24 protein-coding genes are annotated in these 25,531 nt (G+C 71.1%); 16 read left to right on the forward strand and 8 right to left on the reverse strand.

Annotation, left to right across the window (positions count from 1 at the left end; translation table 11 throughout):
• Nucleotides 1-2: 2 nt before the first annotated feature.
• Complete coding sequence (locus MZC64_RS21045; RefSeq protein ID WP_247758655.1) at nucleotides 3-1,367, forward strand: aminotransferase class I/II-fold pyridoxal phosphate-dependent enzyme; 1,365 nt, start codon at nucleotides 3-5, stop codon at nucleotides 1,365-1,367.
• On the opposite strand, the gene MZC64_RS21050 is transcribed toward MZC64_RS21045, so the two are convergent.
• Nucleotides 1,317-2,843 (reverse strand): AMP-binding protein, encoded by a 1,527-nt coding sequence (locus tag MZC64_RS21050; RefSeq protein WP_247758654.1) that lies wholly within the window; start codon nucleotides 2,841-2,843, stop codon nucleotides 1,317-1,319. The two genes, MZC64_RS21045 and MZC64_RS21050, sit on opposite strands and share 51 nt — an antisense overlap.
• Nucleotides 2,844-2,907: 64 nt before the next feature.
• Here MZC64_RS21050 and MZC64_RS21055 point away from each other — a divergent pair, with 64 nt between their 5' ends.
• Genes MZC64_RS21055 through MZC64_RS21070 form a run of 4 tightly spaced genes read left to right on the forward strand, consistent with a single transcriptional unit; the run spans nucleotide 2,908 to nucleotide 8,064 of the window.
• Entirely contained in the window at nucleotides 2,908-3,351 is a 444-nt protein-coding gene (locus tag MZC64_RS21055) for an ester cyclase (protein ID WP_247758653.1), read from the forward strand.
• Between the two features lie 21 nt (nucleotides 3,352-3,372).
• Nucleotides 3,373-4,548 carry an acetoin utilization protein AcuC gene (locus tag MZC64_RS21060; RefSeq protein WP_247758652.1) on the forward strand — a complete coding sequence of 392 codons (1,176 nt, stop codon included), beginning with the start codon at nucleotides 3,373-3,375 and terminating at the stop codon, nucleotides 4,546-4,548.
• Nucleotides 4,549-4,555: 7 nt separating this feature from the next.
• Entirely contained in the window at nucleotides 4,556-7,276 is a 2,721-nt protein-coding gene (locus tag MZC64_RS21065) for a bifunctional GNAT family N-acetyltransferase/acetate--CoA ligase family protein (RefSeq protein WP_247758651.1), read from the forward strand.
• Nucleotides 7,277-7,296: 20 nt separating this feature from the next.
• Nucleotides 7,297-8,064 (forward strand): GntR family transcriptional regulator, encoded by a 768-nt coding sequence (locus MZC64_RS21070; protein ID WP_247758650.1) that lies wholly within the window; start codon nucleotides 7,297-7,299, stop codon nucleotides 8,062-8,064.
• On the opposite strand, the gene MZC64_RS21075 is transcribed toward MZC64_RS21070, so the two are convergent.
• On the reverse strand, nucleotides 8,051-8,776 hold the full coding sequence (locus MZC64_RS21075; protein ID WP_247758649.1) for an alpha/beta fold hydrolase: 726 nt from the start codon (nucleotides 8,774-8,776) through the stop codon (nucleotides 8,051-8,053). The two genes, MZC64_RS21070 and MZC64_RS21075, sit on opposite strands and share 14 nt — an antisense overlap.
• 164 nt (nucleotides 8,777-8,940) lie before the next feature.
• The gene (locus MZC64_RS21080) at nucleotides 8,941-10,224 is read right to left on the reverse strand and encodes an FAD-dependent monooxygenase (RefSeq protein ID WP_282105639.1); all 1,284 of its coding nucleotides are present in this window, start codon (nucleotides 10,222-10,224) and stop codon (nucleotides 8,941-8,943) included.
• A gap of 309 nt (nucleotides 10,225-10,533) precedes the next feature.
• Between MZC64_RS21080 and MZC64_RS21085 the strand changes: the two genes are divergently transcribed.
• From MZC64_RS21085 to MZC64_RS21110, 6 genes are read left to right on the forward strand one after another with little or no spacing between them, the layout of a single operon-like run.
• Nucleotides 10,534-11,649 (forward strand): TIGR03364 family FAD-dependent oxidoreductase, encoded by a 1,116-nt coding sequence (locus MZC64_RS21085; protein WP_247758648.1) that lies wholly within the window; start codon nucleotides 10,534-10,536, stop codon nucleotides 11,647-11,649.
• Nucleotides 11,646-12,329, forward strand: coding sequence for a phosphonatase-like hydrolase (locus MZC64_RS21090; protein WP_308301044.1), 684 nt, complete (start codon nucleotides 11,646-11,648; stop codon nucleotides 12,327-12,329). Before MZC64_RS21085 ends, MZC64_RS21090 begins: the two co-directional genes overlap by 4 nt.
• A gap of 11 nt (nucleotides 12,330-12,340) precedes the next feature.
• Nucleotides 12,341-13,369, forward strand: coding sequence for a 2-aminoethylphosphonate ABC transporter substrate-binding protein (locus tag MZC64_RS21095; protein ID WP_247758647.1), 1,029 nt, complete (start codon nucleotides 12,341-12,343; stop codon nucleotides 13,367-13,369).
• A complete protein-coding gene (locus MZC64_RS21100) occupies nucleotides 13,366-14,436 on the forward strand; it encodes an ABC transporter ATP-binding protein (protein ID WP_247758646.1) in 1,071 nt (356 codons plus the stop codon). Before MZC64_RS21095 ends, MZC64_RS21100 begins: the two co-directional genes overlap by 4 nt.
• The gene (locus tag MZC64_RS21105) at nucleotides 14,433-15,233 is read left to right on the forward strand and encodes a 2-aminoethylphosphonate ABC transporter permease subunit (protein WP_247758645.1); all 801 of its coding nucleotides are present in this window, start codon (nucleotides 14,433-14,435) and stop codon (nucleotides 15,231-15,233) included. Before MZC64_RS21100 ends, MZC64_RS21105 begins: the two co-directional genes overlap by 4 nt.
• Entirely contained in the window at nucleotides 15,211-16,008 is a 798-nt protein-coding gene (locus MZC64_RS21110) for an ABC transporter permease subunit (RefSeq protein WP_247758644.1), read from the forward strand. Before MZC64_RS21105 ends, MZC64_RS21110 begins: the two co-directional genes overlap by 23 nt.
• On the opposite strand, the gene MZC64_RS21115 is transcribed toward MZC64_RS21110, so the two are convergent.
• The 4 genes from MZC64_RS21115 to MZC64_RS21130 form a co-directional block, all read right to left on the reverse strand.
• Entirely contained in the window at nucleotides 15,974-17,122 is a 1,149-nt protein-coding gene (locus MZC64_RS21115; RefSeq protein ID WP_247758643.1) for an MFS transporter, read from the reverse strand. The two genes, MZC64_RS21110 and MZC64_RS21115, sit on opposite strands and share 35 nt — an antisense overlap.
• Complete coding sequence (locus MZC64_RS21120) at nucleotides 17,116-18,360, reverse strand: aldehyde dehydrogenase family protein (RefSeq protein ID WP_247758642.1); 1,245 nt, start codon at nucleotides 18,358-18,360, stop codon at nucleotides 17,116-17,118. Before MZC64_RS21120 ends, MZC64_RS21115 begins: the two co-directional genes overlap by 7 nt.
• Entirely contained in the window at nucleotides 18,357-20,099 is a 1,743-nt protein-coding gene (locus tag MZC64_RS21125; protein ID WP_308301046.1) for a hypothetical protein, read from the reverse strand. The genes MZC64_RS21120 and MZC64_RS21125 overlap by 4 nt, the downstream gene beginning before the upstream one ends.
• A 183-nt stretch (nucleotides 20,100-20,282) precedes the next feature.
• Entirely contained in the window at nucleotides 20,283-20,699 is a 417-nt protein-coding gene (locus MZC64_RS21130; RefSeq protein ID WP_247758640.1) for a hypothetical protein, read from the reverse strand.
• 155 nt (nucleotides 20,700-20,854) lie between these two features.
• Here MZC64_RS21130 and MZC64_RS21135 point away from each other — a divergent pair, with 155 nt between their 5' ends.
• Genes MZC64_RS21135 through MZC64_RS21155 form a run of 5 tightly spaced genes read left to right on the forward strand, consistent with a single transcriptional unit; the run spans nucleotide 20,855 to nucleotide 24,194 of the window.
• A complete protein-coding gene (locus tag MZC64_RS21135) occupies nucleotides 20,855-22,117 on the forward strand; it encodes a histidine kinase (protein WP_247758639.1) in 1,263 nt (420 codons plus the stop codon).
• Nucleotides 22,114-22,761, forward strand: a complete 648-nt coding sequence (locus tag MZC64_RS21140) for a response regulator transcription factor (protein WP_247758638.1) — start codon at nucleotides 22,114-22,116, stop codon at nucleotides 22,759-22,761. The genes MZC64_RS21135 and MZC64_RS21140 overlap by 4 nt, the downstream gene beginning before the upstream one ends.
• A gap of 32 nt (nucleotides 22,762-22,793) precedes the next feature.
• Nucleotides 22,794-23,039 (forward strand): antitoxin, encoded by a 246-nt coding sequence (locus tag MZC64_RS21145; RefSeq protein WP_247758637.1) that lies wholly within the window; start codon nucleotides 22,794-22,796, stop codon nucleotides 23,037-23,039.
• Nucleotides 23,032-23,439, forward strand: coding sequence for a PIN domain-containing protein (locus MZC64_RS21150; protein ID WP_247758636.1), 408 nt, complete (start codon nucleotides 23,032-23,034; stop codon nucleotides 23,437-23,439). Before MZC64_RS21145 ends, MZC64_RS21150 begins: the two co-directional genes overlap by 8 nt.
• Nucleotides 23,436-24,194: an SGNH/GDSL hydrolase family protein gene (locus MZC64_RS21155; RefSeq protein ID WP_247758635.1), complete on the forward strand. Its 759-nt coding sequence runs from the start codon at nucleotides 23,436-23,438 to the stop codon at nucleotides 24,192-24,194. The genes MZC64_RS21150 and MZC64_RS21155 overlap by 4 nt, the downstream gene beginning before the upstream one ends.
• A gap of 71 nt (nucleotides 24,195-24,265) precedes the next feature.
• Here the strand turns inward: MZC64_RS21155 and MZC64_RS21160 are convergent, their stop codons facing one another.
• Complete coding sequence (locus MZC64_RS21160; protein WP_247758634.1) at nucleotides 24,266-25,459, reverse strand: RtcB family protein; 1,194 nt, start codon at nucleotides 25,457-25,459, stop codon at nucleotides 24,266-24,268.
• Between the last annotated feature and the right edge of the window lie 72 nt (nucleotides 25,460-25,531).

Below are 25,531 nucleotides of genomic sequence, written 5' to 3' on the forward strand. Positions count from 1 at the left end.
CGGTGAATCTCCGGCACTGGCTGAGCGCCGCCGTTGACCAGCACGAGTCCTGGGCCAAGGGGTTCGGCGACTTCACCCCGCATCCGGCGCTGCAGGTGGACGAGACCCGCTTCGGCGAGGCACTCGGCGAGCTGGGGGAGCGGCTGCGGGACAACTACCCGTTCTTCCACCCGCGCTACGCCGGCCAGATGCTCAAGCCACCGCACCCGGCGGCCATCGTCGGCTACCTGGCCGCGATGCAGATCAACCCGAACAACCACGCCCTGGACGGCGGCCGGGCCACCGCGGAGCTGGAGAAGGAGGTGATCGCCCAGCTCGCCGGGATGTTCGGCTATGACACCCACCTGGGCCACCTCACCAGCAGCGGCACCATCGCCAACCTGGAGGCGCTGTTCGTGGCGCGGGAGACTCACCCGGGCAAGGTGGTGCTCTACAGCGCGGACGCGCACTACACGCACAGCCGGATGTGCCAGGTGCTCGGCATCACCGGTGAGGCGGTGCCCGCCGACGCCGGTGGGCGGATCGACCTGGACGCCCTGGAAGCGCGGCTGCGGCGCGGGGACGTCGGCACCGTGGTGCTCACCCCGGGCACCACCGGACTCGGCGCGCTGGACCCGATCCACGAGGCCCTCGCGCTCAAGGAGACCTACGGCGTCCGGATCCACGTGGACGCGGCCTACGGCGGGTTCTTCTCCCTGGTCGCGGGGGAGTTCGGCATCCCGGCCGCACCGTTCCAGGCCATCGCGCGCTGCGATTCGGTGGTGGTCGACCCGCACAAGCACGGCCTGCAGCCCTACGGCTGCGGCGCGGTGCTCTTCGCCGATCCCGCGGTGGGCCGCTTCTACCGGCACGACTCGCCCTACACCTACTTCACCTCCGGCGAACTGCACCTGGGTGAGATCTCCCTGGAGTGCAGCCGGGCCGGCGCCGCCGCGGCCGCGCTCTGGCTGACGCTGAAGGTGTTGCCACTGACCAGGTCCGGACTCGGCGAGGTGGTGGCCGCCGGACGGCGGGCCGCGCAACGCTGGACCGAGCTGATCGAGGACTCGGCGGAGCTGACCCTGTACCAGCGCCCCGAACTGGACATCGTCAGCTATTTCCCCACCAGGCCAACACTGTCCGAAGTGGACAGTGTCAGCGCCGGGACGATGGACCGGGGCATGACCAGTCAGACCGACCCGGTGTTCCTGGCCACCTACACCGTCACCCCCGAGGCGCTGCGGCAACGCGGGCACCGGCTCACCGAGGACGCCGCACACGCGCGGATCCTGCGCAGCGTGCTGATGAAACCCGAGCACGAGTCCACTGTGGACGCGCTACATGCCAGGGTGGAAGGTCTGGTCCGCGGCGGCGATCCGCTGGCGTAGCAGGTTCTTGCGCACCTTGCCCATCTCGTTGCGCGGCAGCTCGGCCACCAGCTCCAGTCGATGCGGCTGGTACCACTCGGTCATGCCGCGTTCGGTGAGGTAGGCGCGCAACTGGCTCAGCGTCGGCGGTGGACCGGCAGGCACCACCACCGCGCAGGCCAGCTCGCCCTGGAACCGGTCGGAATAGCCCACCAGCGCCACCTGGTCCACCGCCGGATGCCCGGCCAGCTCGTCCTCGACCTCCTTGACCAGGATCATCGAGATGCCGCCGATCCGGTCCACCCCGCGCCCGGTGACCCGGATCCCGCCGTTCCCGTCGGATCGGGCCAGATCGCCGGTGTCGTACCAGCCGTGCTCGGCCAGCACCCGGACCGCGCCGGAACCGGTGTCCAGGGTGCCCAGCGCCGCCGCCGCGCCGCGGATGAACAGCCGGGACTCCTCCGCGCTCGCGCCCGGCGCCAGCTCGAACTCCAGGTGCGGCCCGAACCGGCCGTCGCTGTAGGTGGCGGCATCGGCGGGATCCTCGGCCCTGGTCCAGCTGAACCCACCCTCGGTCATCGCCCACAGCGCGCGCAGTGGCAGCCCGTACTGCTCGGCCACCTCCCCGGGCAGTTGCCGGGGGATCGGCATGCCACCGGCCAGCACACACCGCCAGGACAGCGGCAGCGGCTCGGCCCGGTGCGCGGCCAGCAGCGCGGTGAGGAACGGTGGCGCGGCGGCCAGCACGGTGGCGCCCTCGGCCGAGATCAGCCGGTTCAGCCCGGCCGGATCCCACTCGTCCTGGTAGAGCGCGGTGCCGCCGCGCAGCAGCGGTAGCAGCACGCCGAAACCCAGTCCGGCGATCCGGGACAGCGAGTGCGGGGTCACCGTGATCACCGGATCACCCAGGTCCTCCTCGGCGGCGAAGTGGGCCAGGTTGGCGTGCAGGGTGTTGTGGCTGTGCAGCACGCCTTTGGGCTCGCCGGTGGTGCCGGAGGTGAACAGCACCAGGAACACCCGGTCCGGATCATCCGCTGACCCGTCGTCCGCACCGGTCCAGTCGCCGTCGAGGAAATAAGGCAGATCCTCGGCCAGCACACAGGTGCGCGCGCCGGTCCACTGCTGGAATTTGGCCCGTTCCCGCGGCCCCATGCTGGCCATGATCGGCGCGGCGATGGCGCCGACCACCGCGCAGGCCAGGGTCAGCGCGGCGTTCTCCCACCGGTTGGGCAGCTGGTAGGACACCACCTCACCAGGCCCGACACCCCGCGCCCGCAACGCGTCGGCGAACCGGAACACCTGGCGGTGCAGCTCGCGATAGGTCAGGCGCACCGGCTCCGCCCGTCCGGCGACCTGCGCGACTATCGCCCACCGCTCCGGAAACTCCGCCACGGCCCGGCGTAGATCGGACAACACGGTCGTGTCCCGCCACCCGCCGAGCGCGCGGTAGTGGTTGGCAAGCTCTCGATCCGGGGCGGAAATCCGAGGAATAGCCACGATGCACGATCGTGCCGGGGCACCATGGGCGCGTAAACACCCAGAACGAGCAAGGAGTGCCAAGGTGTCGGTGAACTCGGAGCTGCGCGCCACCCGTGAAGCGATCGTGCGGGAGCACATGGAGTCGGAGAATCGGCACGAGTTCGACGTCACCCTGGGCACCTTCGAGCACCCGCGCTACGAGATCGTCGCCACCGGGGACGTCTACGACGGCGCCGAGGCCGTGACCAGGTATTTCGACGAGAGCCGGACCGCGTTCCCAGACCAGCGCAACGAGCTGCTCGCGCTGCACCACGCCGACGACGCGGTGATCGTGGAGTTCTTACTCAAGGGCACCCACCAGGGCCCGTTGCGCGGCATCCCGGCCACCGGCCGCGAGTTCACCGTGCGGGCCACCGCGTTCTTCGTCTTCGAGGGCGCCCACCTGGTCTGCGAGCGGGTCTACACCGACATGCTGAGCATCCTGGTGCAGCTCGGGCTGGCCCCGATCCAGGGCTTGTCCGGCTGAGTTCGAGGTAGGTTTCACCTCATGGGTGACCGGGTCGCAGTCGTGTGGGACGAGTCGTTTCTGAGCTACGACCTCGGCGGGGACCATCCGCTCAACCCGGTCCGGCTCGACCTGACCGTGCGGCTGGCCCGCTCGCTGGGCGTCCTGGAAGGGGTGCCACTGCACCTGCCGGTGCCCGCCACCGAGGCCGAGCTGGAACGGGTGCACGAGCCCAGCTACCTGGCCGCGGTACAGGCCGCGCCGACCTCGGCCTGGGACGTCGGCCACGGCCTCGGCACCCCGGACAACCCGGTCTTCGAGCACATGCACGAGGCATCGGCGCTGGTCGCGGGCGGTTCGCTGGTCGCGGCTCGCGCTATCGGGGAGGGCCGGGCGGACCGCGCGGTCAACCTGGCAGGCGGCCTGCACCACGCGATGGCCGGGCACGCGGCCGGGTTCTGCGTCTACAACGACTGCTCGGTGGCCATCGCCGACCTGCTCGCCCAGGGCGTGGAACGAGTCGCCTACCTCGACGTCGACGTGCACCACGGCGACGGCGTGCAGGCGGCCTTCTACGACGACCCCCGGGTGCTCACCATCTCGCTGCACCAGCACCCGCTGACGCTGTGGCCGGGCACCGGCTACGCCCGCGAGCTGGGCATCGGGGACGCCGAGGGCACCTCGGTCAACATCGCGCTACCGCCCAGGGCCACCGACGCGGGCTGGCTGCGCGCCTTCCACGCCACGGTGCCCTCGCTGCTCAAGGCGTTCCGGCCGCAGGTGCTGGTCACCCAGTGCGGCGCCGACACCCACCGCGAGGACCCCCTGGCCGACCTGTCGCTGTCGGTGGACGGGCACCGGGCCACCTACCAGGCACTCCGCGAGCTGGCCGAGACCTACGCGGACGGCAAATGGCTGGTGCTCGGCGGCGGAGGCTACGCGCTGATGCGGGTGGTCCCCCGATCGTGGACGCACCTGCTGGCCACCGTGCTGGACCGCGACCTGGACCCCGACACCAGCCTGCCGGCGGACTGGATCGCGCACACGGCGCGACTCGCGCCACACGTGCCGCTGCCGACGAGCATGACCGACGAGTGCGACCCTACGTTCGTGCCATGGGACAACTCCGCCGAGGACGCGGTGGACTCGGCCATCCGGGACACCCGCCGAGCGGTGTTCCCCTTGCACGGCCTCGACCCCGATGATCCACGCGACTGAGGGACCGATGAGCGCGCCTGAGTCTGAACCGGATCCGTACGACTACCCGCGCCACTGGGAAGCCGACGTCGTGCTCTCCGACGGCGGCACGGTGCACCTGCGGCCGATCACCCCCGACGACGCCGAACGCCTGCGCGCCTTCCACGGCAGGCTGTCCGAGCGCACCCGCTACCTGCGCTACTTCGGCCCGTACCCACGCATCCCGGACCGCGACCTGAAACGGTTCACCACCGTCGACCACCAGCACCGGGTGGCCCTGGTCGCGCTGCTCGGCGACGACATCCTGGCGGTGGGCCGGTTCGACCGGCTCAGCGGCACCGGCAAGGCCGCGCTGATCAAATCCTCGGTCACCGCCCAGTCGCCCGACGGCGAGGTGGCCGAGGTCGCCTTCGTGGTGGAGGACCCGCACCAGGGCCGCGGCCTGGGCTCGATCCTGCTCGAACACCTCACCGCGGCCGGCCGTGAGGTCGGGGTGCGGCGGTTCGTGGCCGAGGTGCTCGCGGAGAACCGGCAGATGGTGCGGGTGTTCCGGGAAGCCGGCTACGAGGTGAGCCGGGCCTTCGACGAAGGCGTGCTGCACCTGGAATTCGCCATCGACCCCACCACCGAGTCACTCGCCGTCGCGCACTCCAGGGAGCAGGCCGCCGAGGCGCGCAGCGTGCACAACCTGCTGCACCCGCGCTCGGTCGCGGTGATCGGCGCCTCCACCGACCACGCCAAGGTCGGCCACGCCGTGCTCAGCAACCTCCTGGTCGCCGACTTCGCCGGACCCGTCTACCCGGTCAACGCCGAGCACCGCTCGGTCCGCGGCGTGCGCGCCTACCCCACGGTGCTCGACATCCCCGACGACGTGGACCTCGCGGTGGTCGCGGTGCCCGCCGCCAAGGTCGGCGAGGTGATGGACGCCTGTCTGGCCAAGGGAGTCAAGGCCCTGGTCGTGGTCAGCTCCGGGTTCGCCGAGACCGGCGCCGAGGGCGCCACCCGGCAGCGCGAGCTGGTCACCGAGGCCCGCGCGCACGGCATGCGGGTGGTCGGGCCCAACGCGCTCGGCGTGGTCAACATGGACGCGGCGGTGCGGCTCAACGCCAGCCTCGCGCCCACCCTGCCCGGCCGCGGCCGCACCGGCTTCTTCTGCCAGTCCGGCGCACTCGGCAGCGCCATCCTGGCCACCGCCGCCGACCGCGGACTGGGGCTGTCCACCTTCGTCTCCGCGGGCAACCGGGCCGATGTCTCCGGCAACGACCTGCTCCAGTACTGGGAGACCGATCCGGCCACCGATGTGGTGCTGCTGTACCTGGAATCCTTCGGCAACCCGCGCAAGTTCGGCAGGCTGGCCCGCAGGCTCGGCCGGTCCAAACCGATCATCGCGGTCAAGTCAGGGCGGCACGCGGTGCGGCCAGGGCTGGCGCTCACCTCGGTGGCGGTCGACGAGGCATCGGTGCAGGCGCTGTTCGAGCAGGCCGGGGTGATCCGGGTCGAGTCCCTCGCCCAGCTCTTCGACACCGCACTGCTCTTCGCCCACCAGCCGCTGCCGGCCGGAGGGCGGGTGGCCATCGTCGGCAACTCCTCGGCACTGGGCATGCTCGCCGCCGACTCCGCGCTCGCCCAGGGCCTGGAACTGGCCTGTGAGCCCATCGACGTCGGCCCGTCGGCCGCGCCGGAGGTCTTCGCCGAGGCCATCCGCGAGGCGGTGTGCCGGGACGATGTGGACGCCCTGGTCGCGGTGTTCGCCCCGCCGGTGGCGGTGCCGGGCACCGCCTACGCGCGGGCGCTGCGGGAAGCGGTCTCCGAGGGCTGCGGGGCGCGAAAGCCTGTGGTGTCCACGTTCCTGGCGGTGGAAGGCGTGCCGGCCGAGCTGGCCGTGCCCGGACCGGACGGCGCGCCAGGACCCGGCTCGCTGCCCTCCTACCCGAGCCCGGAACGCGCGGTGCTCGCCCTGTCCAGAGCGGTCCGGTACGCGCAGTGGCGATCCGCGCCCCAGGGCCACTTCTCCCGCCCCGAGGACATCGATCCGGCGCGGGCCCGTGCGCTGGTGGAGCAGTGGGTGACTGCCGAGGAGGTGCCGCTCACCGACGAGCAGGTGCTGGACCTGCTGGGCTGCTACGGCATCCGGATCGTGCCCTACCGGGTGGTGTCCGATGTGGACACCGCGATCGAGGCCGCCACCGAGATCGGTTACCCGGTGGCGCTCAAGTCCGCCAGCGCCCGCCTCCGGCACCGCGGCGACCTGGTCGGCGTGCGCCTGGACCTGCCCGGCCGGTACGCGGTCCGCTCGGCGTATGAGGACCTGCGCGAGGTCTCCGCCAACGACGAGGTCTACGTGCAGGCCATGGCCCCCAAGGGCGCTTCCTGTGTGATCGGCCTGCAGGACGACCCGTCCTTCGGCACCCTGGTCTCCTTCGGACTGTCCGGAGTGGTCAGTGACCTGCTCGGCGACCGCGCCTACCGGGCCGTGCCGCTCACCGACGTGGACGCGGACAGCCTGGTCCGCGCGCCCAAGGCGGCTCCACTGCTCACCGGCTACCGCGGCGACGTGCCCGCCGACCTGGACGCGCTGGCCGGGATCGTGCTCCGGGTGGCCGCGCTGGCCGAGGACCTGCCGGAGGTCCGATCGCTTGCCCTGGAACCGGTGCTGGCCTCCGCCGCGGGCGCGTTCGTGACCAGTGCCCGCGCCTGCCTCGGCCCGCCACCGTCCCGACCGGACAGTGGACCGCGCCGACTTCGCTGACTGGACATATGGTTGATCACATGCCACCTGCCCAGCCTGCCCACCGCGCCGGGGAACCGGTTCGCGACGGGATCCCCGAACACGGGCGGATCCCTCGTTACTACGCGGTCAAGGTCCAACTGCGCGCGGTGATCGAGGAGCTGGGCCCCGGCACCATGCTGCCGAGCGAACGCGAGCTGGCGGAACGGTTCGGCGTGTCCAGGGTCACCCTGCGGCAGGCCGTGGGGGAGCTGGTGCTGGAAGGCAAACTGCAACGGCGGCACGGCAGCGGCACCAGCATCGCGCCGCCCAAGCTGAGCCAGCCGCTGTCGCTGTCCAGCTACACCGAGGGCATGCGCGCCCAGGGCGTGCGGCCAGGACGCAACCTGATCACCATGGAACGGCTCACCGCTGACGCCGGCCTGGCCATCGACCTGCGGGTGGAGCTGGGCGCGCCGGTGATCCACATCGAGCGGGTGCTGCTGGCCGACGACGAGCGGGTCGGCCTGGAGTCGACCTACCTGCCCGAGGAGCGTTATCCCGGGCTGCTGGAGGTCTTCGACCCGGCCGAATCGCTCTACGCCTGCCTGCAGCAGCAGCTGGGCGTGGTCTTCGCCGAGGCGGAGGAACGGGTCGAGACGGTACTGGCCACCCCGCGGGAGGCGTTGCTGATCGGCACCAATCCGGCCCTGCCCATGCTGCTGCTGCACCGGATCTCCCTGGATCAGCACGGCAACCCGATCGAACGGGTCCGCTCACTGTTCCGCGGCGACCGGTTCAGCTTCGTCACCCGCCTCAGACCGCACTGAGGAACCCGAGCACCTCCGCCGCCCAGGCCGCGCCGTTCTCCTCGGCCACCGCGTGCCCGCAGTCCAGCTCCGCCAGCCGCGCCCCGGGGATGCCGGCGGCGAGCACCCGGGAATGCCCTGGCGTGCACAGCACATCGCCGCGGGCCGGGAGCACGAGTGTGGGCACCCGGACACCGGGCAGGTCGGGCCGCACGTCGACGTCGAGGGCCATGTCCAGTTGCGCGATCGCGCCCGGGATCGGGTCCTGGGCCAGCCACTTGGCCACCTCGCTCACCAGGGCGGGCACGTCGGCGGTGGCGAGGTAGTCGGTGCTGTGGCAGATCAGGGTCAGGTACTCGGCCAGCGCGGTCTGATCGCCGGACTCGATCAGCCGCCGCCAGACGTTGATGGCCAGGCGGAGGTGCGGCTCGGGATAGCCGAAACCGGCGGTGAGGATCAGTCCGTTGACGCGGTCCGGGTGCCGGGTGGCGATGCGCACGGCCACCGCGGTGCCGGTGGAGAAACCGAGCACGGTGAACGGGCCCTCGACCCCGGCGACCAGGCGGTCGGCCAGGCTGTCCAGGGTGAGCGGCTCGGGCGGGGTGGCGCCGGAGCCGGGGTAGTCCTGGGCGATGACGGTGTGCTCGCGGGCGAGGGTGTCCAGGATCGGGCCGAAGCTGTCCTCGATGGTGCTGCCGACGCCGTGGGCCAGCAGGACGGTATGGCGGGTCATGATCGCGACGGTAAACCCTGACATCCCTGTGAGAGTCAATACCGTCTCATCGGAACGTGGCGTGGCCGCCGAACGGGCGCTCAATGCGCACCCTGCGGCATGAGCGGAGGTCCTCCGGCGGTGTCCTACCGAACCGTGGTCCCGCTCGACACGTCAGGTGACACCTACGGCTTGGCTGATGAGGTGATCGGCGATCCGGCCGGGGCCGCGGAGTCCGGCACCCCCGCGTAGTCGGGCAGCTCGATGCCGTTGATCGCGCGCCCGACCAGCTCGGTGAACCATTCGCCGGCGAAATCGGGGCTCGGCTCGGCGTCTGGCCCGGGGGCCTCGCGGCTGCGGGCGTTCAATCGGCCGATCTCCTGGTTGGCCTCGACGAACGAGCGCATCCGCGCCTCGTAGCGGGCGAACCCGGTGTCGGGGTCCCACTCGGCGGCGGCCAGCTCTCCGGCCAGCAGGTAGGCGCCGACCAGAGCCAGCCCGGTGCCCTGCCCGGACATCGGCGACGAGCTGAACGCCGCGTCCCCGAGCAGGCCCACCCGTCCGCTCGACCAGCGGTCCAGCACCACCTGGGCGACCTGGTCGAGGTAGAAGTCCGGGGTGTCGTCCAGGTGCGCGAGGATGTCCGGGGCCAGCCAGCCCAGGCCCGCCATTCGCTCACGCAGCAGGCGCTTCTGGGCCGCGACGTCACGGTAGTCGACGTCGAAGTCAGCCGAGGCGAAGTAGAACATGGCCATCGCCCGGGTGGCGTCCTGGATGGGCCGCAGGAGGGCGGAGCGCCCGGACTCCTGGTATTCGAGCAGCCAGCGGTCCAGCCCGAACTCGTTGGGCACACTGTAGAAGGCCAGCACGTGCCCGAGGTGGCGGAGGAACCGCTCATGCGGCCCGAAGACCATCGCCCGCAGCGCCGAGTGCAGCCCGTCGGCCCCGACCACCAGGTCGAAGCGCCGCCGGTCGCCGCCCGCGAAGACCACGTCGACCCCGTCCGCGTCCTGGGCGAGCTCGGCGATCCGGTCGCCGAAGATGTACTCGACGCCGTCGCGGGTGTCGTCGTAGAGCACCTGGGACAGGTCCCCGCGCAGGATCTCGATGTCCGCGATGAACCCGTCGCCACCGTCGTCGTCCACGCGGAAGGTCTCCAGCACCTGCCCGTCCGCGTCCACGGTGTGCGCGCCGGCGGTGTCGGTGCACGCCGCGCGGACCGCCGCGTCCAGCCCCATGCGCCCGATGACCTCCTTGGCGACCCCGCGCGCGTCCACCGCCTGCCCGCCGGGACGCAGCTCGGAAGCCCGTTCCACCACGGTCACCTCGGCCCCCCGTCGGTGCAGCCAGTGGGCCAGCGCGGGTCCCGCGATGCTCGCCCCCGCCACCAACACCCTGGGACCGCTCACCCGCGTCCCCTGCTCGCCCGTCCGGATCGTGCGCTTGTGCTCGGAGTCGTCGACGCCCATCACTGCCTCCCTGTGCTTCCTCCCGCGCTGGAACGTGCCCAGCACAGGACCACCGCTGTCGGTGTGCCCAGTCGTACCGACCACGGATCCGCACAAAACTCATCGGTACGGCCGAAATCGCGCCCACGCTCCCCGCCAGCTACCCCCGAACACCGCCAACTTCACCCGGAAAGGACACCCAGCTCGTGGGCACCCCGATTGCCTTGGTAACGGGCTGATAACTGGTCTAGTTCATCTTTACCTGGGAGTTCACCCTTGGTTGGGCTGATGGTCCCGGGCTGTTCGGTTGCGCCGACAAGCGTGTGCCCGGTGCGAGTACTGATCGTGGGCGGCGGCGTGCTGGGGACCATGCACGCCTGGCAGGCCCTCTCCCGAGGCCATGACGTCATCCAGCTCGAACGCGAGGCCGAGGCCAGGGGCGCCTCGGTGCGCAACTTCGGCCTGGTCTGGGTGAGCGGGCGGTCCGAGGGCGCGGAACTGGCCACCGCGCTGCGCGCCAGGGAACTGTGGGAGCGGCTGGGTGTCGAGGTGCCGGGGCTCGGGTTCCGGGCGGCCGGATCGCTCACCGTGTTGCGGACCGACGCCGAACTGGCTGTGGCCGAGGCGTTCGCCGCCTCCGCCGCCGCGACCCAGCGCGGCACCACCCTGCTCGACCCGGAGCAGGCCCGGCTGCGCAACCCGGCGCTGCGCGGAGAGTTCCTGGCCGCGCTGTGGTGCGAGAAGGACGGGGCGGTGGAGCCGCGGACCGCGCAACCCGCGCTGCGCCGGCACCTCCAGGCCACCGGGCGCTACACCTGGCTGCCCGGCCGCGAGGTGCGCGAGCTGACCGCCACCGGGGTCCGGGACGATCACGGGCAGCGGCACGAGGCCGATCTGGTGCTGCTGTGCACCGGCGCGCAGCTCGGCGGACTGGCGCGGGAGGTGGCCGGGGAACTGCCGTTGCGGCGGGTGCGGTTGCAGATGATGCAGACCGAACCGCTCGGCGCGGACTTCCCGACCGCGGTGGCCGACGCGGACAGCCTGCGCTACTACCCCGCCTACGCCGGTCCCGCGCTGGAAGCCTTGCGCGCCAATCAGCCCCAGGCGCCGGTGGCCGCCGAACACGCCATGCAGCTGCTGGTCGTGCAGCGCCGCGACGGCGGACTGACCATCGGTGACACGCACGGGTACGAGGAACCGTTCCCGTTCGACACCGACGAAGCACCCTACGAGTACCTGCGCGAGGTCAGCGAATCCCTGCTGGGACAGGCACTTCCGCCGATCCGGCGGCGCTGGGCCGGGGTGTACGCGCAGAGCTTGACCGGCGAGATCGTGCACCGGGCCCGGCTCACCGACCGGGCCTGGGTCATCGCCGGACCCGGCGGGCGGGGCATGACCTGCTCGCCCGCGATCGCCGAAACCACCGCGCTGGAGGCCGGACTGTGACGATCACCTTGGCAGTGCTGGACATGGCGGGCACCACCGTGCTCGACGGCGGACTGGTCGAACGCGCGTTCACCGCCGCGGTCGGCGCGGTCGGCGTCGAACCGGACGCGCCCGCCTACCCCGGCATGCTCGACTACGTGCGCCGCACCATGGGCGAATCCAAGATCACCGTCTTCCGCGCGCTGCTCGACGGCGATGAAGATCGCGCCCAGACCGCCAACGAGGCCTTCGAGCAGGCATACGCCGACCTGGTCGACGCCGGGCACTGCGACCCGGTGCCCGGCGCGGCCGAGGCCATCACCCGCCTGCGGGACAACGGGATCAAGGTCGCCCTGGGCACCGGGTTCGCCGCGCCCACCCGGGACCGGCTGCTGGCCGGACTGGGCTGGGCCGGCCTGGTCGACCTCAGCCTCACCCCCGCCGAAGCCGGGCGCGGCAGGCCCTATCCCGACCTGGTGCTCACCGCGGTGCTGCGGCTGGGCATCGAGGACGTCCGCCAGGTCGCCGTGGTCGGCGACACCACCGCTGATGTCCACAGTGGACTCCGCGCGGGTGCGGGCGTGGTGGCCGGGGTGCTCACCGGCGCGCACGACCGCGCAGCGCTCACCGCCGCCGGGGCCACCCACGTGCTCGACTCCGTCCGTGACCTACCCGATCTGCTGATCAGCCCAAGCCGTTGAGGGAGAACACCATGCGCCGGTTGCTGGCCGCCGCCATCACCCTGACCCTGCTCGCCGTCGGTAGCGCCTGTGGCGGCACCGCGGGCGGCAGCGGCACTGACACCGTCGTCGTCTACAGCGCCGACGGCCTCAAGGACTGGTACGCCAAGCGCTTCGCCGAGTTCACCAAGAAGACCGGCATCGCGGTCAATGTGGTGGAGGAGGGCTCCGGCGGGATCGTGTCCCGGATGGAGAAGGAACGCGCCAACCCGCAGGCCGACGTGCTGGTCACGCTGCCGCCGTTCGTACAGCGCGCCGCCCAGCAGAACCTGCTTGCCGAGCACCGGATCCCGGGCGCGGACCAGGTCCCGGCCGACGCCCGCGACCCGGGCAACCGGTACGCGGCGATGATCAACAACTACCTGGTCATGGTCTACAACCCCGACCACGCCAAACCCGCCCCGCGCACCTGGGACGACCTCCTGGACCCGCGGTTCAAGGGCAAGCTCCAGTACTCCACCCCCGGCCAGGCCGGGGACGGCACCGCGGTGCTGTTGCAGCTCCAGCACGTGCTCGGCGCCCAGGGCGCCCTGGACTACCTCAAGCGCCTGGAAACCAACAACGTCGGCCCGTCCTCCTCCACCGGCAAGCTGCAACCCAAGGTGGCCAAGGGCGAACTGCACGCGGCCAACGGCGACCTGCAGATGAACCTGGCACTGATCAACAACGACAAGGCCAACATGCGGATCTTCCTCCCGGCCGACCAGACCGGAAAGCGGTCCACCTTCGCCATCCCGTACCACGCCGGGCTGGCCGCGCAGGCCCCGCACAGCGAGTCCGGCAAGAAACTGCTGGAGTTCCTGTTCTCCGCCGAGGTGCAGCGCACCGCGCCGGAGAGCTTCGGCACGCCGGGCCGCGCCGACATCAAGGCCGAGGGCGAACTGGCCACCCGGATCAGCGCGGAACTCGACGGCGTCGACCTCTGGCAGCCGGACTGGAACGCGGTGCTGACCCGCCTGGACGCCGACCTGGCCGCCTACGGCAAGGCAGTCGGCCGATGAGCGCGGTCCGCCTGGAACAGGTGAGTGTCCACTTCGGACGGACGGTGGCGCTGGCCGGACTCGACCTGGAGGTCGCGGTCGGCGAGACCCTCGCCCTGCTCGGCCCCTCCGGCTCGGGCAAGTCCACCGCGCTCAAGGCCATCGCCGGATTCCTGCGGCCCAGCGGCGGCCGGGTCTTCCTCGGCGGTGAGGACGTCACCGAGCTGCCGCCGCACCGGCGCGGCCTCGGCGTGGTGGTGCAGAGCTACGCGCTGTTCCCGCACATGCGGGTCTTCGACAACGTGGCCTTCGGCCTGCGCGCCCGCCGCACCGGACGCAAGGAGATCGAACGCCGGGTCACCGAGGTCCTCGATCTCGTGGGTATGGCCGCGTTCCGGGACCGCTACCCGCGCGAACTCTCCGGCGGGCAGCAGCAGCGGATCGCCATTGCCCGCGCACTGGCCATCCGGCCGCCGGTGCTGCTGCTGGACGAACCGCTGTCCGCGCTGGACGCCGCACTGCGCGAGGACATGATCGCCGAACTGCTGCGGCTGCGCGCCGAACTGCCGGACACCGCGATCATCCACGTCACCCACGACCAGGGCGAGGCACTCGCGCTGGCCGACCGGATCGCGGTCATGCGCGATGCCAGGCTGGTCGACATCGGCCCGGCCCGCGAGCTGTACCAGCGGCCGCCCTCGGCGTTCACCGCCTCCTTCCTCGGCTCGGCCAACCTGCTCCCGGTGCGGGTACTCGACATCGGCGCGGACGCCGGCGCACAGGTCCGGCTGGGTTCGCTGACCCTGCGCGCACAGACCACCGGCACGATGCTGGTCGGCCAGGAGGCCACCCTGGGCGTGCGCCCGCACCGGATCGCGGTGCACGCCGAGACGGCCGGCGGCCTGCCCGCCCGCCTGGTCGGCGTGCAGTGGCGCGGCAACGGATTCCGGCTCGATCTGGAACTCGACGGCCTCGGCCTGGCCCGCGCCGAAGTGTCCACAATGGACGGACTGCCCGCACTCGGTGAGCGGGTCGGGGTGACCGTGGCCGACGGCTGCCCGCTGGTCCCGGCCGGAGGCACCTGGTGAAACGGTTGCTGTGGCTGTTGCCGCCGCTGCTGGTGGTGCTCGGCTTCTTCGTCTACCCCCTGGTCTTGCTGGCCCAGCAGTCCTTCACCGGCGACGCCTGGGCGGAGGTGTTCGCCTCCGCCGAGTTCGGCCGCGCGGTGTGGCGGACCGTGCTGCTCGCGGTCTGCGCCACCTCCGGCTGTCTGCTGCTGGGCACTTTCCTGGCCCTGGTGCTGGCCTTCGCGCCGTTCCCCGGGGCGGGACTGGCGGCGAGGCTGGTGGACGCGGTGCTCGCGTTCCCGTCCTTCCTGATCGCGCTGTCCTTCACCTTCCTCTACGGCAGCGCGGGCGTGCTCAACGCGATCCTCGGCCAGGGCACCCTGGATTTCCTGTACACGCCCTGGGGAGTGCTGCTCGCCGAGATCACCTTCTACACCCCGTTCGTGCTGCGGCCCGCGCTGGCCGCGTTCCGGCAGGTCTCCGGCGCGCAGCTGGACGTGGCCGCCAGCCTGGGCGCGCGGCCGTGGCGGGTGCTGTGGCGAGTGGTGTTGCCCGAGGCCCGGCCCGCGCTGGCCGCCGGGGCCTGCCTCACCCTGCTGCTCACCATGAACGAGTTCGGCATCGTGCTCTTCGTCGGCGCCAAGGACGTGGTGACGTTGCCGATGCTGGTCTACACCAAGGGCATCGTCACCTTCGACTTCCCGCAGGCCAGCGTGGTCGCGGTGGTCAACGTGGCACTTTCCCTTGCTCTCTATGGTCTTTACCGCTGGGTCTTCAGCAGGACGGGAGCGGACCGTGTTGGTCTGGACAAGGCGTAGCCGGATCATTCTGTGGCTGCTGTTCGCCGTGCTCTTCGGCGTGATCGTGCTGGCCCCGCTGGCGATGATCGTGCTGGCCGCGATCGCGAGCAGCTGGAACAGCGTGCTGCCGGACGGGTACACCGCCGATCATCTGGCCACCGCGGTCTCCGGCGACGGACTGGCCAGCGCGGTGGTGAGCCTGCAAACCGCGGCGCTCGCCTCAGTGGCCGCGGTGCTGCTGGGCACCTGGGGTGCGGTCGTGGTGCGGAGTCTGCCGCGGATCCCGCGCCGGTTCGTGGACCTGGTGCTGCACCTGCCGATCGCGGTGCCCTCGGTGGTGGTTGGCCTCGCCCTGCTGGTCGCGTTCAGCCGGCAACCGTTGCTGCTCAACGGAACCCGGTGGATCGTGCTGATCGCGCACCTGGTGATCGTGCTGCCCTTCGCCTACAGCATGGTGGCCGCCGCGCTGGACCGGGCCGATCCGGCGCTGAACCAGGTCGCGGCCAGCCTGGGCGCGCGGCCGGGCCGGGTGCTGTGGCGGGTGCGGTTGCCGTTGCTGCTGCCCGCGATGTCCGGCGCGGCCGGGCTGGGCCTGGCGCTGTCCATGGGCGAGGTGGGCGCGACGATCATGCTGTACCCGCCGGACTGGCGCACGCTGCCGGTGAGCATCTTCGCGCACACCGACCGCGGCGAGGTGTTCCTGGCCGCGGCGAGCACCATGCTGTTGCTGGCACTCACCGTGGCCGGGCTGTTCGGGCTCAGCGCGGTGAAACCCCGTGGCGCGGAACGCTGATCCGCCCGGACAGCAGGAACAACCCGGTCACCGCGGCCAGCGCCAGCATCAGCCCGTCCGGCCGCAGCAGTTCCACCGCGAGCCCGCCCAGTGGCGGTCCGGCGAGGCTGCCCAGGCCCCAGACAGTGGTGGCGCAGGCGTTCGCGGTGACCAGGTCCGCGCCCCGGAACCCCTCGCCGATCCGCACCAGGCCCAGGGTGTAGACCCCGCCCGCCGCGCCACCGAGCAGCACCAGCGCGGGCCACAGCAGCACCGGATGCGGCATCAGCACCGGCAAACCCAAGGCCAGCACCAGCACCACCACCCCGCAGGTCAGGTGCAGCATGCCCCGGTCCACCCGATCGGCCAGCCAGCCCAGCGGCACCTGGAGTAGCGCGTCCCCGGCGAAGACCGCGCCGACCAGCAGCACCGCGATCTGCTCCGGGTGCCCGTAGGCCATGCCGTACAACGGGAACAACGCGAGCACCACGCTGTCGAAGAAGGAGAACATCAGCACCGCCAGCACGATCACCGGCGCCGCGCGGGCGAAGCCGAGCAGCCCGAACGACCGTTCCTGGTGCCCGACGCCGACCTCGCACCGGGTCAGCGTGAGCAGCAGCGCACCCGGCAGGTGCGCGGCCACCGTGACCAGGATCGGCCCGGACCCGCTGGAACCCAGCCAGGCCAGCAATCCCGGCCCGGAGACCTGGCAGAGGGTGAACACCGAGGTGTACACCGCGACCCAGCGCCCGCGCACCCCGTCCGCGGCCACCTCGTTGATCCAGGTCTCGCCCAGTGCCAGCAGGATCCCGGCCGCCGCGCCCACGGTGAACCGCAACACCAGCCAGGCGGACAGCTCCGCGGTCGTGGTGAGCAGCAGCAAACTCAGCGCGGAGAGCGCCAACGCGCCCAGCAGCACCGTTCTCACCGGCCACCGCCGGGTGAGCGGACCGGTCAGCGGAGCCGCGAACAGGATGCCCAGCGCGGGCAGCGCGGCGGCCGCGCCGATCACCGTGCCGGAGGCCCCCGCCGCGGCCAGCCGCAGTGACACCAACGGGATCGCCAGTCCGGTGGCCAGGCCGACCACCGCGACCGTGCTGACCGCGGCGACCGGTTCCCAGCGGCGGCTCAGCATGCCAGCCGCGGCGCCACGAGATGCTGGTAGATGTCCCGCTGCGGCGAGGTCGCGCCCGGCACCCGCTCCCCGTCCACATACCGGCAGGAGGCCGCCGGACCCTGGCCGCCGTAGGGCAGGTAACCCTTCTCGGTCAGGTGCAGATCGGTGTCGCGCAGAATGGAATCCGGCTCGTGCAGCGGGGTGTCCAGCAGCGAGTCCACGTACGGGCTGGTGCCGAACAGTGAGATGTACATGGCGTTCTGCCGGTAGCGGTGGTCGGTGAAGTAGCGCGCCAGGCTGGCGTCGGAGTCGTAGGGCTGGAGGTAGAACACCGGGGCGAAGAACTCCTGGAAGTTGCCGCCCAGCGCGAGATCCTTCTCGAACACCGTCGGCCGGATCAGGCCGCTCACCGGGTTGACCTCGCCGCCGTACACGCAGAACTCCCGGTCCTCCTTGAACATCCGGATCAGCTTGAGCGGGTGGTCCGGATCGCTGTTCGGGCCGACCAGGTTGTCCGGATCGGCGTAGGGGCCGACGCGATGCTCCAGACCCCGCAGCCGGAGCACCAGCGCCGAGCGGAACTCGGCCAGCCGGTCCCGGTGCACCAGGATCGCGTTGGGCCCGGCGCAGTCCTGACCCTGGTTGTAGAGCACCACCCGCAACGCGCTGTCCACCGCGCGTTCCAGGTCCGCGGACTCGGTGATCACGAGGGGGTTGTGCCCGGAACCGTTGAGGATGAACAGGGTCCGCTTCAGGAACAGCCGCCGGACTTTGGCCGCGTTGTCCGGGGACCCGGTGAACACCACCGCGTCGGTGCGCCGGGCCCGCTGCGCCACGAACACCTCACGGTCCTGATAGGACACTCGAAGGTTGGGAAAGTAGCGCGGCAGGTCCAGGACGTCGGCGAGTTGGCGGTAGTGCGGGTGCATCACGGTCGGCGGGCGCAGCGCGGCGTCCTCGGCCAGCAGCGACGGGATGACGCCGAAGCACACGGTGGCGTACAGCGGCTGGTTGAGCGGCAGGAAACTGGTCACCCCCTGGATGCGGCCCTGGAAGTACTCGCGGTTGTGGTGCAGGTTGTCCAGGAACTCCACCGAGCGCTCGATCTCGTCCAGGGCGACGTTCGCGCACTGGTAACCGGACAGGCTGCGCACGATCTCCTCGGTGCGCTCGCGCAGCTCGGCGGCGAAACAGGCGGCGCGCTGCCGGATCTCCGGGAAGTCCACAGTGGACACAGGGGCAGTGGTGACGGTCACGGCGAACCACCTTGTTCGGTGCGGGCGAGGGTCTCGCGCAACAGCCGGAGCGTGCGCTTGGGTCCGGTGATCCGGATCCAGGTGGCCAGCCGCGGGCCGTGCGGCCGGCCGAGCAGGGCCAGGTAGAGGGTTCGACAGGCGGCGGGCTTGCCGAGCGGGGAGACGGTGAGCAGCAGGCCGAGCCGGATACCTAGTTCGGCGGGCGGGGCCAGCTCGATGACCTCGGCGACCCGCTGGAGCAGGGCGGTGTGCGCGGGAGTGGGGAGCCAGGGGACCCCGGTGCCATCGTGAGGGCGAGAGGCGGACGGGGCGGCGGTGTTGGCCGGGTGAGCGGGGGGTGGGGCGGCGGCGAGTGGGCGGCGGGCGTCGTGGAAGTGCCACGCCTTCACCAGCAGCTCGTGGTCCACCTCGGCGAAGTACCGCCGGGCGAACTCCACCGCCGCCGCGAAGTCCACCGGCGCGCAGGCATCGAGGATCCGCACCAGCTTCCCGAACCCCGGCCCGGACACCCCTGCCCCCGCGCCGATCCGGTGCAGCCGCACCCGGGCGCCCGCGCCGCGCTCGGGGTCGGCCGCGCGCCGGAGTTCATGCCGCACCGCGTCGTTGATCCGCGCGGCCAGGGCCGGGGCGAACCGCCGGGGACGGCGCGGTTTCCGGTACAGCAACAGGCGCAGGGCCTCCCGGGTGAGGTAGTCCTGGGCCTCGGTCAGCGAGAAGCCGTTGCCGCGGGACTTGCTGATCTTGTGGCCGCGTTCGTCGGTGAACAGGCCGTAGCCGAACAGCACCGGTGGCTCGCGGCGCAGCCGGGCGAAGATCCGGCGGACCACCTGGGCCGAGGCGGCCAGGTCTTCGCCGTGCATCTCATAGGCCACGCCGCGGGCGAGCAGGCGCATGGCCCAGTCGGCCTTCCACTGGAGTTTGCAGGCGCCGCCCAGCGCGGACACCGTGATCGGCTCGCCGATGGGCTCGCCCGCGTAGTACTCCTGCGGTTCGACGCCGTAGTCCAGGCCGGGGCGCTGGATGATCACATCGGCCGGGATCTCGTAGGTGAGCGAGCCCACCACCGGATCCACCGAAAGGACCCTGGTGTGTTCGATGACGCGGCCGGTATAAGCCGAAACCGGCATCAGAATGCTGTACGAACCCCGGCGTACCGGACCCACCGAGGCGCCTACCAGTTCGTTGCATCCAGCCAGGTCCGCGAGTAGTGAACGGATCGTGTCATCGTACTTACCAGATGAATACGCGGCCGAGCTGCACACCAGGTCGTACTCGACTTCGAAGGTGTCCAGCACCCGGCGCAGTCGTGCGTTGATTCCGCTGGAAAGGCTTTCATGCTGCTCGAATGGATCCGGCACCCGATGCAGTGGCAGGCCCAGGTGCCGGGTCAGCAGTTCCCGGTTCGGAAAGCCGTCCGGGACTGTGCGCAACGCGTCCATGTCATCGGAGACCAGGACCAGCCTGGTCGGCCTGCCGGTGGTCTCAGCGAACGTTCGCTGAACGAAGCTCGTGCGCACTACCTCGCACAACGTGCCGATATGCGGTAACCCGGACGGTCCGAAACCGGCGCCGAAAAGGACTTCGCCGGTGGTGTCCCCGCGCGTTTCCAGCAACGCGCTTACTTTCGCTGACTCGGTTACGCACCAGTCTCGTGGCGGCATCGGACCTGCTCCCCGGAATTGTGCGATGGGGTGATGGGATGTCTCAAAACCTACGCAGCGGGAACCGGTTCTGTCCATGACGTCCCACTAACGGTGTAAGCCTTGCGGCGGGTGCCGTAAAACCGGAAAGGTAATGAACTGGTATAAGAAATCCACCCGACATGCCACGGTGATCCGGACGAAATGGAACAAATCAGGTTAAAAGGGTGTTAAGATCGCGTAAGTAGCCAGAATTGCTTTAGTTGGCGGCTGTGAAACGACTCACCGCGGGCGGCGGTGCAGCAGCCCGGTGGTGGCCAGCAACAGGCCCATCACCACGAACCAGACGGTCTGCCACGGATCCGAGCGGGTCGAGCCGAACATCCCGTATCCGGCCTGGGCCAGGGCCAGCGCCGCGCCGGTCCACACCACGGTCAGCAGCAGCGGCCGGGGGAAGTTCGCGCCCCAGGGCTGGGTCAGCGCCAGCGCGATCACCCCGCCGGCCGGGATCAGCAGGCTCGCCGCGAGCTGGAGCAGCCACAACGTCGGCGAATCGCCGGTGGGCAACAGGGTCAGACCCCAGCCGTCCTGCGCGGACCGGTCGGTCAGGAACACCATCACCGCGAACCCGAGCGCCCACACGCACGCCGCGTAGCCGAGCCACGCGGTGCCACGGGTCGCGCGCTGGGACGTCGGCATGATCGGCACCTCCGGCTCGTAGTGTGCCCCCAGCCTGCCGCAGCCCCTGGTCCGGGGCATCCCGCCGCCGGTCCACCGAACTCCCCCACACGGGGGAAGGCCACGCCTCCCCGGAGTGAGCCCGCGCGGGCGGCGGACCTGTCAGGATCGTCCGCGTGCCCGGTGTCCTCGGCAAGCTGCTCGCCCCGCTGACGAGCAGGTCCACCCTGTTGCGGTGGATCTACCTCGTGCTCGGCGGCGCGTTGCTGACCCCGTACTTCATCGCGGGCACCGCGGTGGCCGAGCTGCTGCGCGACTTCGTGGTGCTGCCGATCCCGCAGGGCTGGACGCTGGCCACCCTCTCGGTCTTCTTCGCCATGGCCACCCTGCTGCTGACCACGCTCATCCCGGCGCTCGGCGTGCTGGAGACCACCGCGGTGCGCACCCTGCTCGGCATCCAGGTCACCGACCTCTCCAGCGGGCTGCGCTCGCCGTGGGCGCGGCTGCGGGTCGCGGGCTGGCTGCTGATCCACCTGATCACCGGATTCCTGGTCAGCCTGCTGACGCTGATCATCCCGGTGTTCCTGGTCGGCGCGTTCACCCTGCCGTTCAGCCGGTACTCCACCTACCTCATCCTCGACGTGATCCCGCTGCAGGGCGGCCCGGACAAGTGGTGGGCGCCGCTGGTCGCGCTCGGCCTGGCCCTGATCGCGGTGTACCTGGTGGCCGGGGTCGGCGAGATCATGGCCCGGCTGGCCGGGTTCTTCCTCGGCCCGACCCCCGCCGAACGGCTGGCCGAGCTGGAGCGCACTGCCGAGCGGCTGGCCCAGCGCAACCGGCTGGCCCGCGAGCTGCACGATTCGGTCGGGCACGCGCTCAGCGTGGTCACCATCCAGGCCGCGGCCGCCGGGCGGGTGCTGGACACCGACCGGGAGTTCGCCAGGGCCGCGCTCGGCGCGATCGAGGAGGCCGCCCGCAGCGCGCTGGCCGACCTGGACCACGTGCTGGGCATCCTGCGCGAGGAATCCGGCGGCAGCACCGCGCCGCAACCCACCCTGGCCGACCTGGACGGTCTGCTGCGCAGCACCCGGCTGGCCGGGGTGGACATCGACGCCCGACTCGAACCCGACCTGGACCGCGTGCCCAAAGCCGTGTCCAGGGAGGCGTACCGGATCGTCCAAGAAGGACTCACCAACGCGATGCGGCACGCCGGCAAGGTGCCGGTCACCCTGCGGCTGCTCGTGCGCGCGGACAACCTGGAGCTGGAGATGACCAACCCGTTGGGGGAGCGGCCGTCCGGTCGCGGACACGGTGGCGGGCGCGGCCTGCGCGGTATCGGGGAACGGGTGACCGTGTTGCGCGGCACCCTGACCGCGGGGGAGTGCGACGGGCTGTGGCGGGTCGCGGCCACCCTGCCGATGCGGGCGGCCGGCTCATGACCGGGGTGCTGCTGGTCGACGACGAGGACCTGATCCGGGCCGGACTGCGCGCGATCATCAACGCCGAACCCGATCTGGAGGTCCTCGGCGAGGCCGCCGACGGGGCCGAGGTGCCAGGACTGGTGCACCGGCTGCGCCCGGACGTGGTGCTGATGGACGTGCGGATGCCCGCGGTGGACGGCATCCAGGCCACCCGGCACCTGCTGGACACGGTGGCCGAACCACCCAAGATCCTGGTGGTCACCACCTTCGAGAACGACGAGTACGTCTACGACGCGCTGCGGGTGGGCGCCAGCGGTTTCCTGCTCAAGCGGGCCCGGCCGGAGGAGATCGTGCACGCGATCCGGATCGTGGCCGGCGGGGACACCCTGCTGTTCCCGACCGCGATCCGGGCCCTGGCCGCCGAGCACCACAGCAGGCGGGCCGAGGACACCCTGGCCAGGGCGCAGCTCACCGAACGCGAGGAGGCGGTGCTGCGGCTGATGGCCACCGGGCTGTCCAACGCCGAGATCGCGGAGAAGCTGTTCGTCGGGTTGCAGACGGTGAAGACCCACGTCGGCAACGTGCTGGCGAAACTGCAGGCCAGGGACCGCACCCAGGCGGTGATCGCGGCCTATGAGTCCGGGTTCATCACCCCGCGGTGATATTGGCGGCGGAGTAGCGCTAAAGTAGCGCTATGGCGACCATCCAGATCCGCGACGTGCCGGATGAGACCTACGAGGCGCTCCGCAAGAGGGCTCAGGTGGCCGGCATGTCCCTGCAGGCGTACATGCGAGAGGAACTGATCAAGATGGTGAAGCGCCGTCCCAAGGATGAGGTGATGGACGGGATCGAGGCGATGATCGCGAACTATCCGCCAGGTATCCGGTTGCCCACCGTGGCCGAGACCGTGGCCGCGATCCGGGAGTCGCGTGGTGAATAGGGGAGGTCAAGACCTCGTCGCGGACGCCTCGGCGCTGGTCAACACGCTCATCCTGCCTGACCTGCACGAGCTGCGGCAGCGACTGCGCGATGCCACCTGCCACGCCCCGCACCTGGTTGACGCCGAGGTCGGCCAGGCGCTGCGCAAGCACGCCAGGAAGGGACTGATCTCGGCGGAGATGGGCCAGACCGTGCTCACCGGGGCGTCCCAGCTGGTCGACCACCGTTATCCACACACCGGCCCGATCGCTCAGCTCGCCTGGCAGCTGCGGCATTCGGTGAGCTTCTACGACGCGCTGTACGTCGCGCTGGCCGCCGCGCTGGACGTGCCGCTGCTCACCGCCGACTCGAAGTTGGCCAACGCCCATGGCCTGCCCTGCAAGGTGGAGGTGGTGGGGTGAGCACCCGGTGGCAGAGGTTCGTCGCCGTGGGCGACAGCGTGACCGAGGGACTCGGCGACCCGGACGGCGACGGCGGGTTCCGCGGCTGGGCGGACCGGCTGGCCGAGGCGATCGCGGCCCGGCAGGGCGAGGTGCGCTACGCGAACCTGGCCGTGCGTGGGCTGACCACCCGGCGCATCCTGCACAGCCAGCTCACCGCGGCCCAGGAGCTGCGGCCGGATCTGGTGACCGCGGTGGTCGGGATGAACGACGTGATCCGGCCCGGTCTGGACCCACTGGAGTTCGCCGCCGACCTGAACGCGCTGTTCAGCGGGTTGCGGGTGACCGGTGCGGTGGTGCTGACCTCGACCATTCCCGCGCCCGGCCTGTTCGCGCCGCTGCCGCAGGCGCTGCGGCGGCGGATGGACACCCGGATCACCCGGATGAACGCGGTGATCACCGCCGCGGCGCACCGGCACGGCCTGCTGTGCCTGGACCTGGCCGCGATGACCCCCGCCGGCATGGCCGCCTGGGCCGAGGACCGGCTGCACCCGGGGCCGATCGCGCACGAGGCGATGGCCGCGGCGGCGCTGGCCGCGCTGGACGGACTGGCCCCGGCGGTGGCGGTCGACGGCGCCGAACAGCCCGACCCCGACCACCTGCGCTGGCTGCGCACCTTCCTGCTGCCCTGGCTGATCCGCCGCTTGCGCGGCCAGAGCAGCGGCGACGGCCGGGTCGCCAAACTCCCGGCCTACCGCCTGCTCCCCGCCACCTGACCGTACGAGTTGGGCCAACCGGTACGCCCACTTGGGCAAACCGGGCGTACGAGTTGGCCCAACTCGGTGGGTCAGCCCTTGATGCAGATGATCTGGCGGAGCTTGGCGACCACCTCGACCAGGTCGGCCTGGTTCGCGATGACCTTGTTGATGTCCTTGTAGGCCGCCGGGATCTCGTCGACCACGCCGGAGTCCTTGCGGCATTCCACGCCCGCGGTCTGCTCGGCCAGGTCCTGGGCGGTGAACCGCTTGCGGGCCTGGTTCCGGGACATCCGCCGGCCGGCGCCGTGGCTGGCCGAGCAGAACGAGTCCGGGTTGCCCAGCCCGCGGACGATGTAGGAACCGGTGCCCATCGAACCCGGGATGATGCCCAGGTCGCCCTGGCCCGCCCGGATCGCGCCCTTGCGGGTCACCAGCAGGTCCGCGCCGAAGTGGGTTTCCTCGGCGACGTAGTTGTGGTGGCAGGAGATCGGTTCCTCGAAGGCGACCTGCGGGAACTGCTTGGCCAGCACGGTGCAGGCCAGCCGCATCATCACCGAGCGGTTCCGGCGTGCGTAGTCCTGCGCCCAGTACAGGTCGTGCCGGTAGGCCGCCATCTCCGGGGTCTGGGCCAGGAACACGGCGAGGTCCGGGTCCGGCAGCTCGGAGTTGTGCGCGAGCCCGCGGGCCACGCTGATGTGGTACTGCGCCAACAGGTTCCCGATCCCGCGGGAGCCCGAGTGCAGCATCAGCCAGACCTGGTCGTCCTCGTCCAGGCAAACCTCCAGGAAGTGGTTGCCGCCGCCGAGGGTGCCCATCTGCAACAGTGCCCGCTTGGTCTCGGCCTTGACCGCCTCGGTCAGGTTGTCGAAGCCGGACCAGAACGAGTCCCAGTCGGTGGCGTCCTGGTCACCGAAGGCGATGTCGCGGTGCATGCCGAAACCGACCGGCACCACCTTCTCGATCCCGGACCGCAGCGCACGGAGGTCGTCGGGCAGATCGTTGGCACGCAAGGAGGTTCGGACCGCGGTCATCCCACAGCCGATGTCCACGCCCACCGCCGCCGGGGACACCGCGCCCTGCATGGCGATGACCGAACCGACCGTGGCGCCCTTGCCATAGTGCACATCCGGCATGACGGCGACGTGCTTGAACACCCAGGGCAGCGCGGCGATGTTCTGCAGCTGCTGCATCGCTTGGCCCTCGACCTCATTGGCCTTGGTCCACATGCGGATGTCGACCTGCTTACCAGGGATCACGTCTCCCTGGAACGACTTCTGTGCCATGCGCCCAGGCTAGGGGCGGCGCGCGGAAACCGCTCCCGAATAAGTGAAAGGCCCGGTTCACGCGGGGTCGGG

It is taken from the genome of Crossiella sp. S99.2 (assembly GCF_023094165.1).
GTDB lineage: Bacteria > Actinomycetota > Actinomycetes > Mycobacteriales > Pseudonocardiaceae > Crossiella.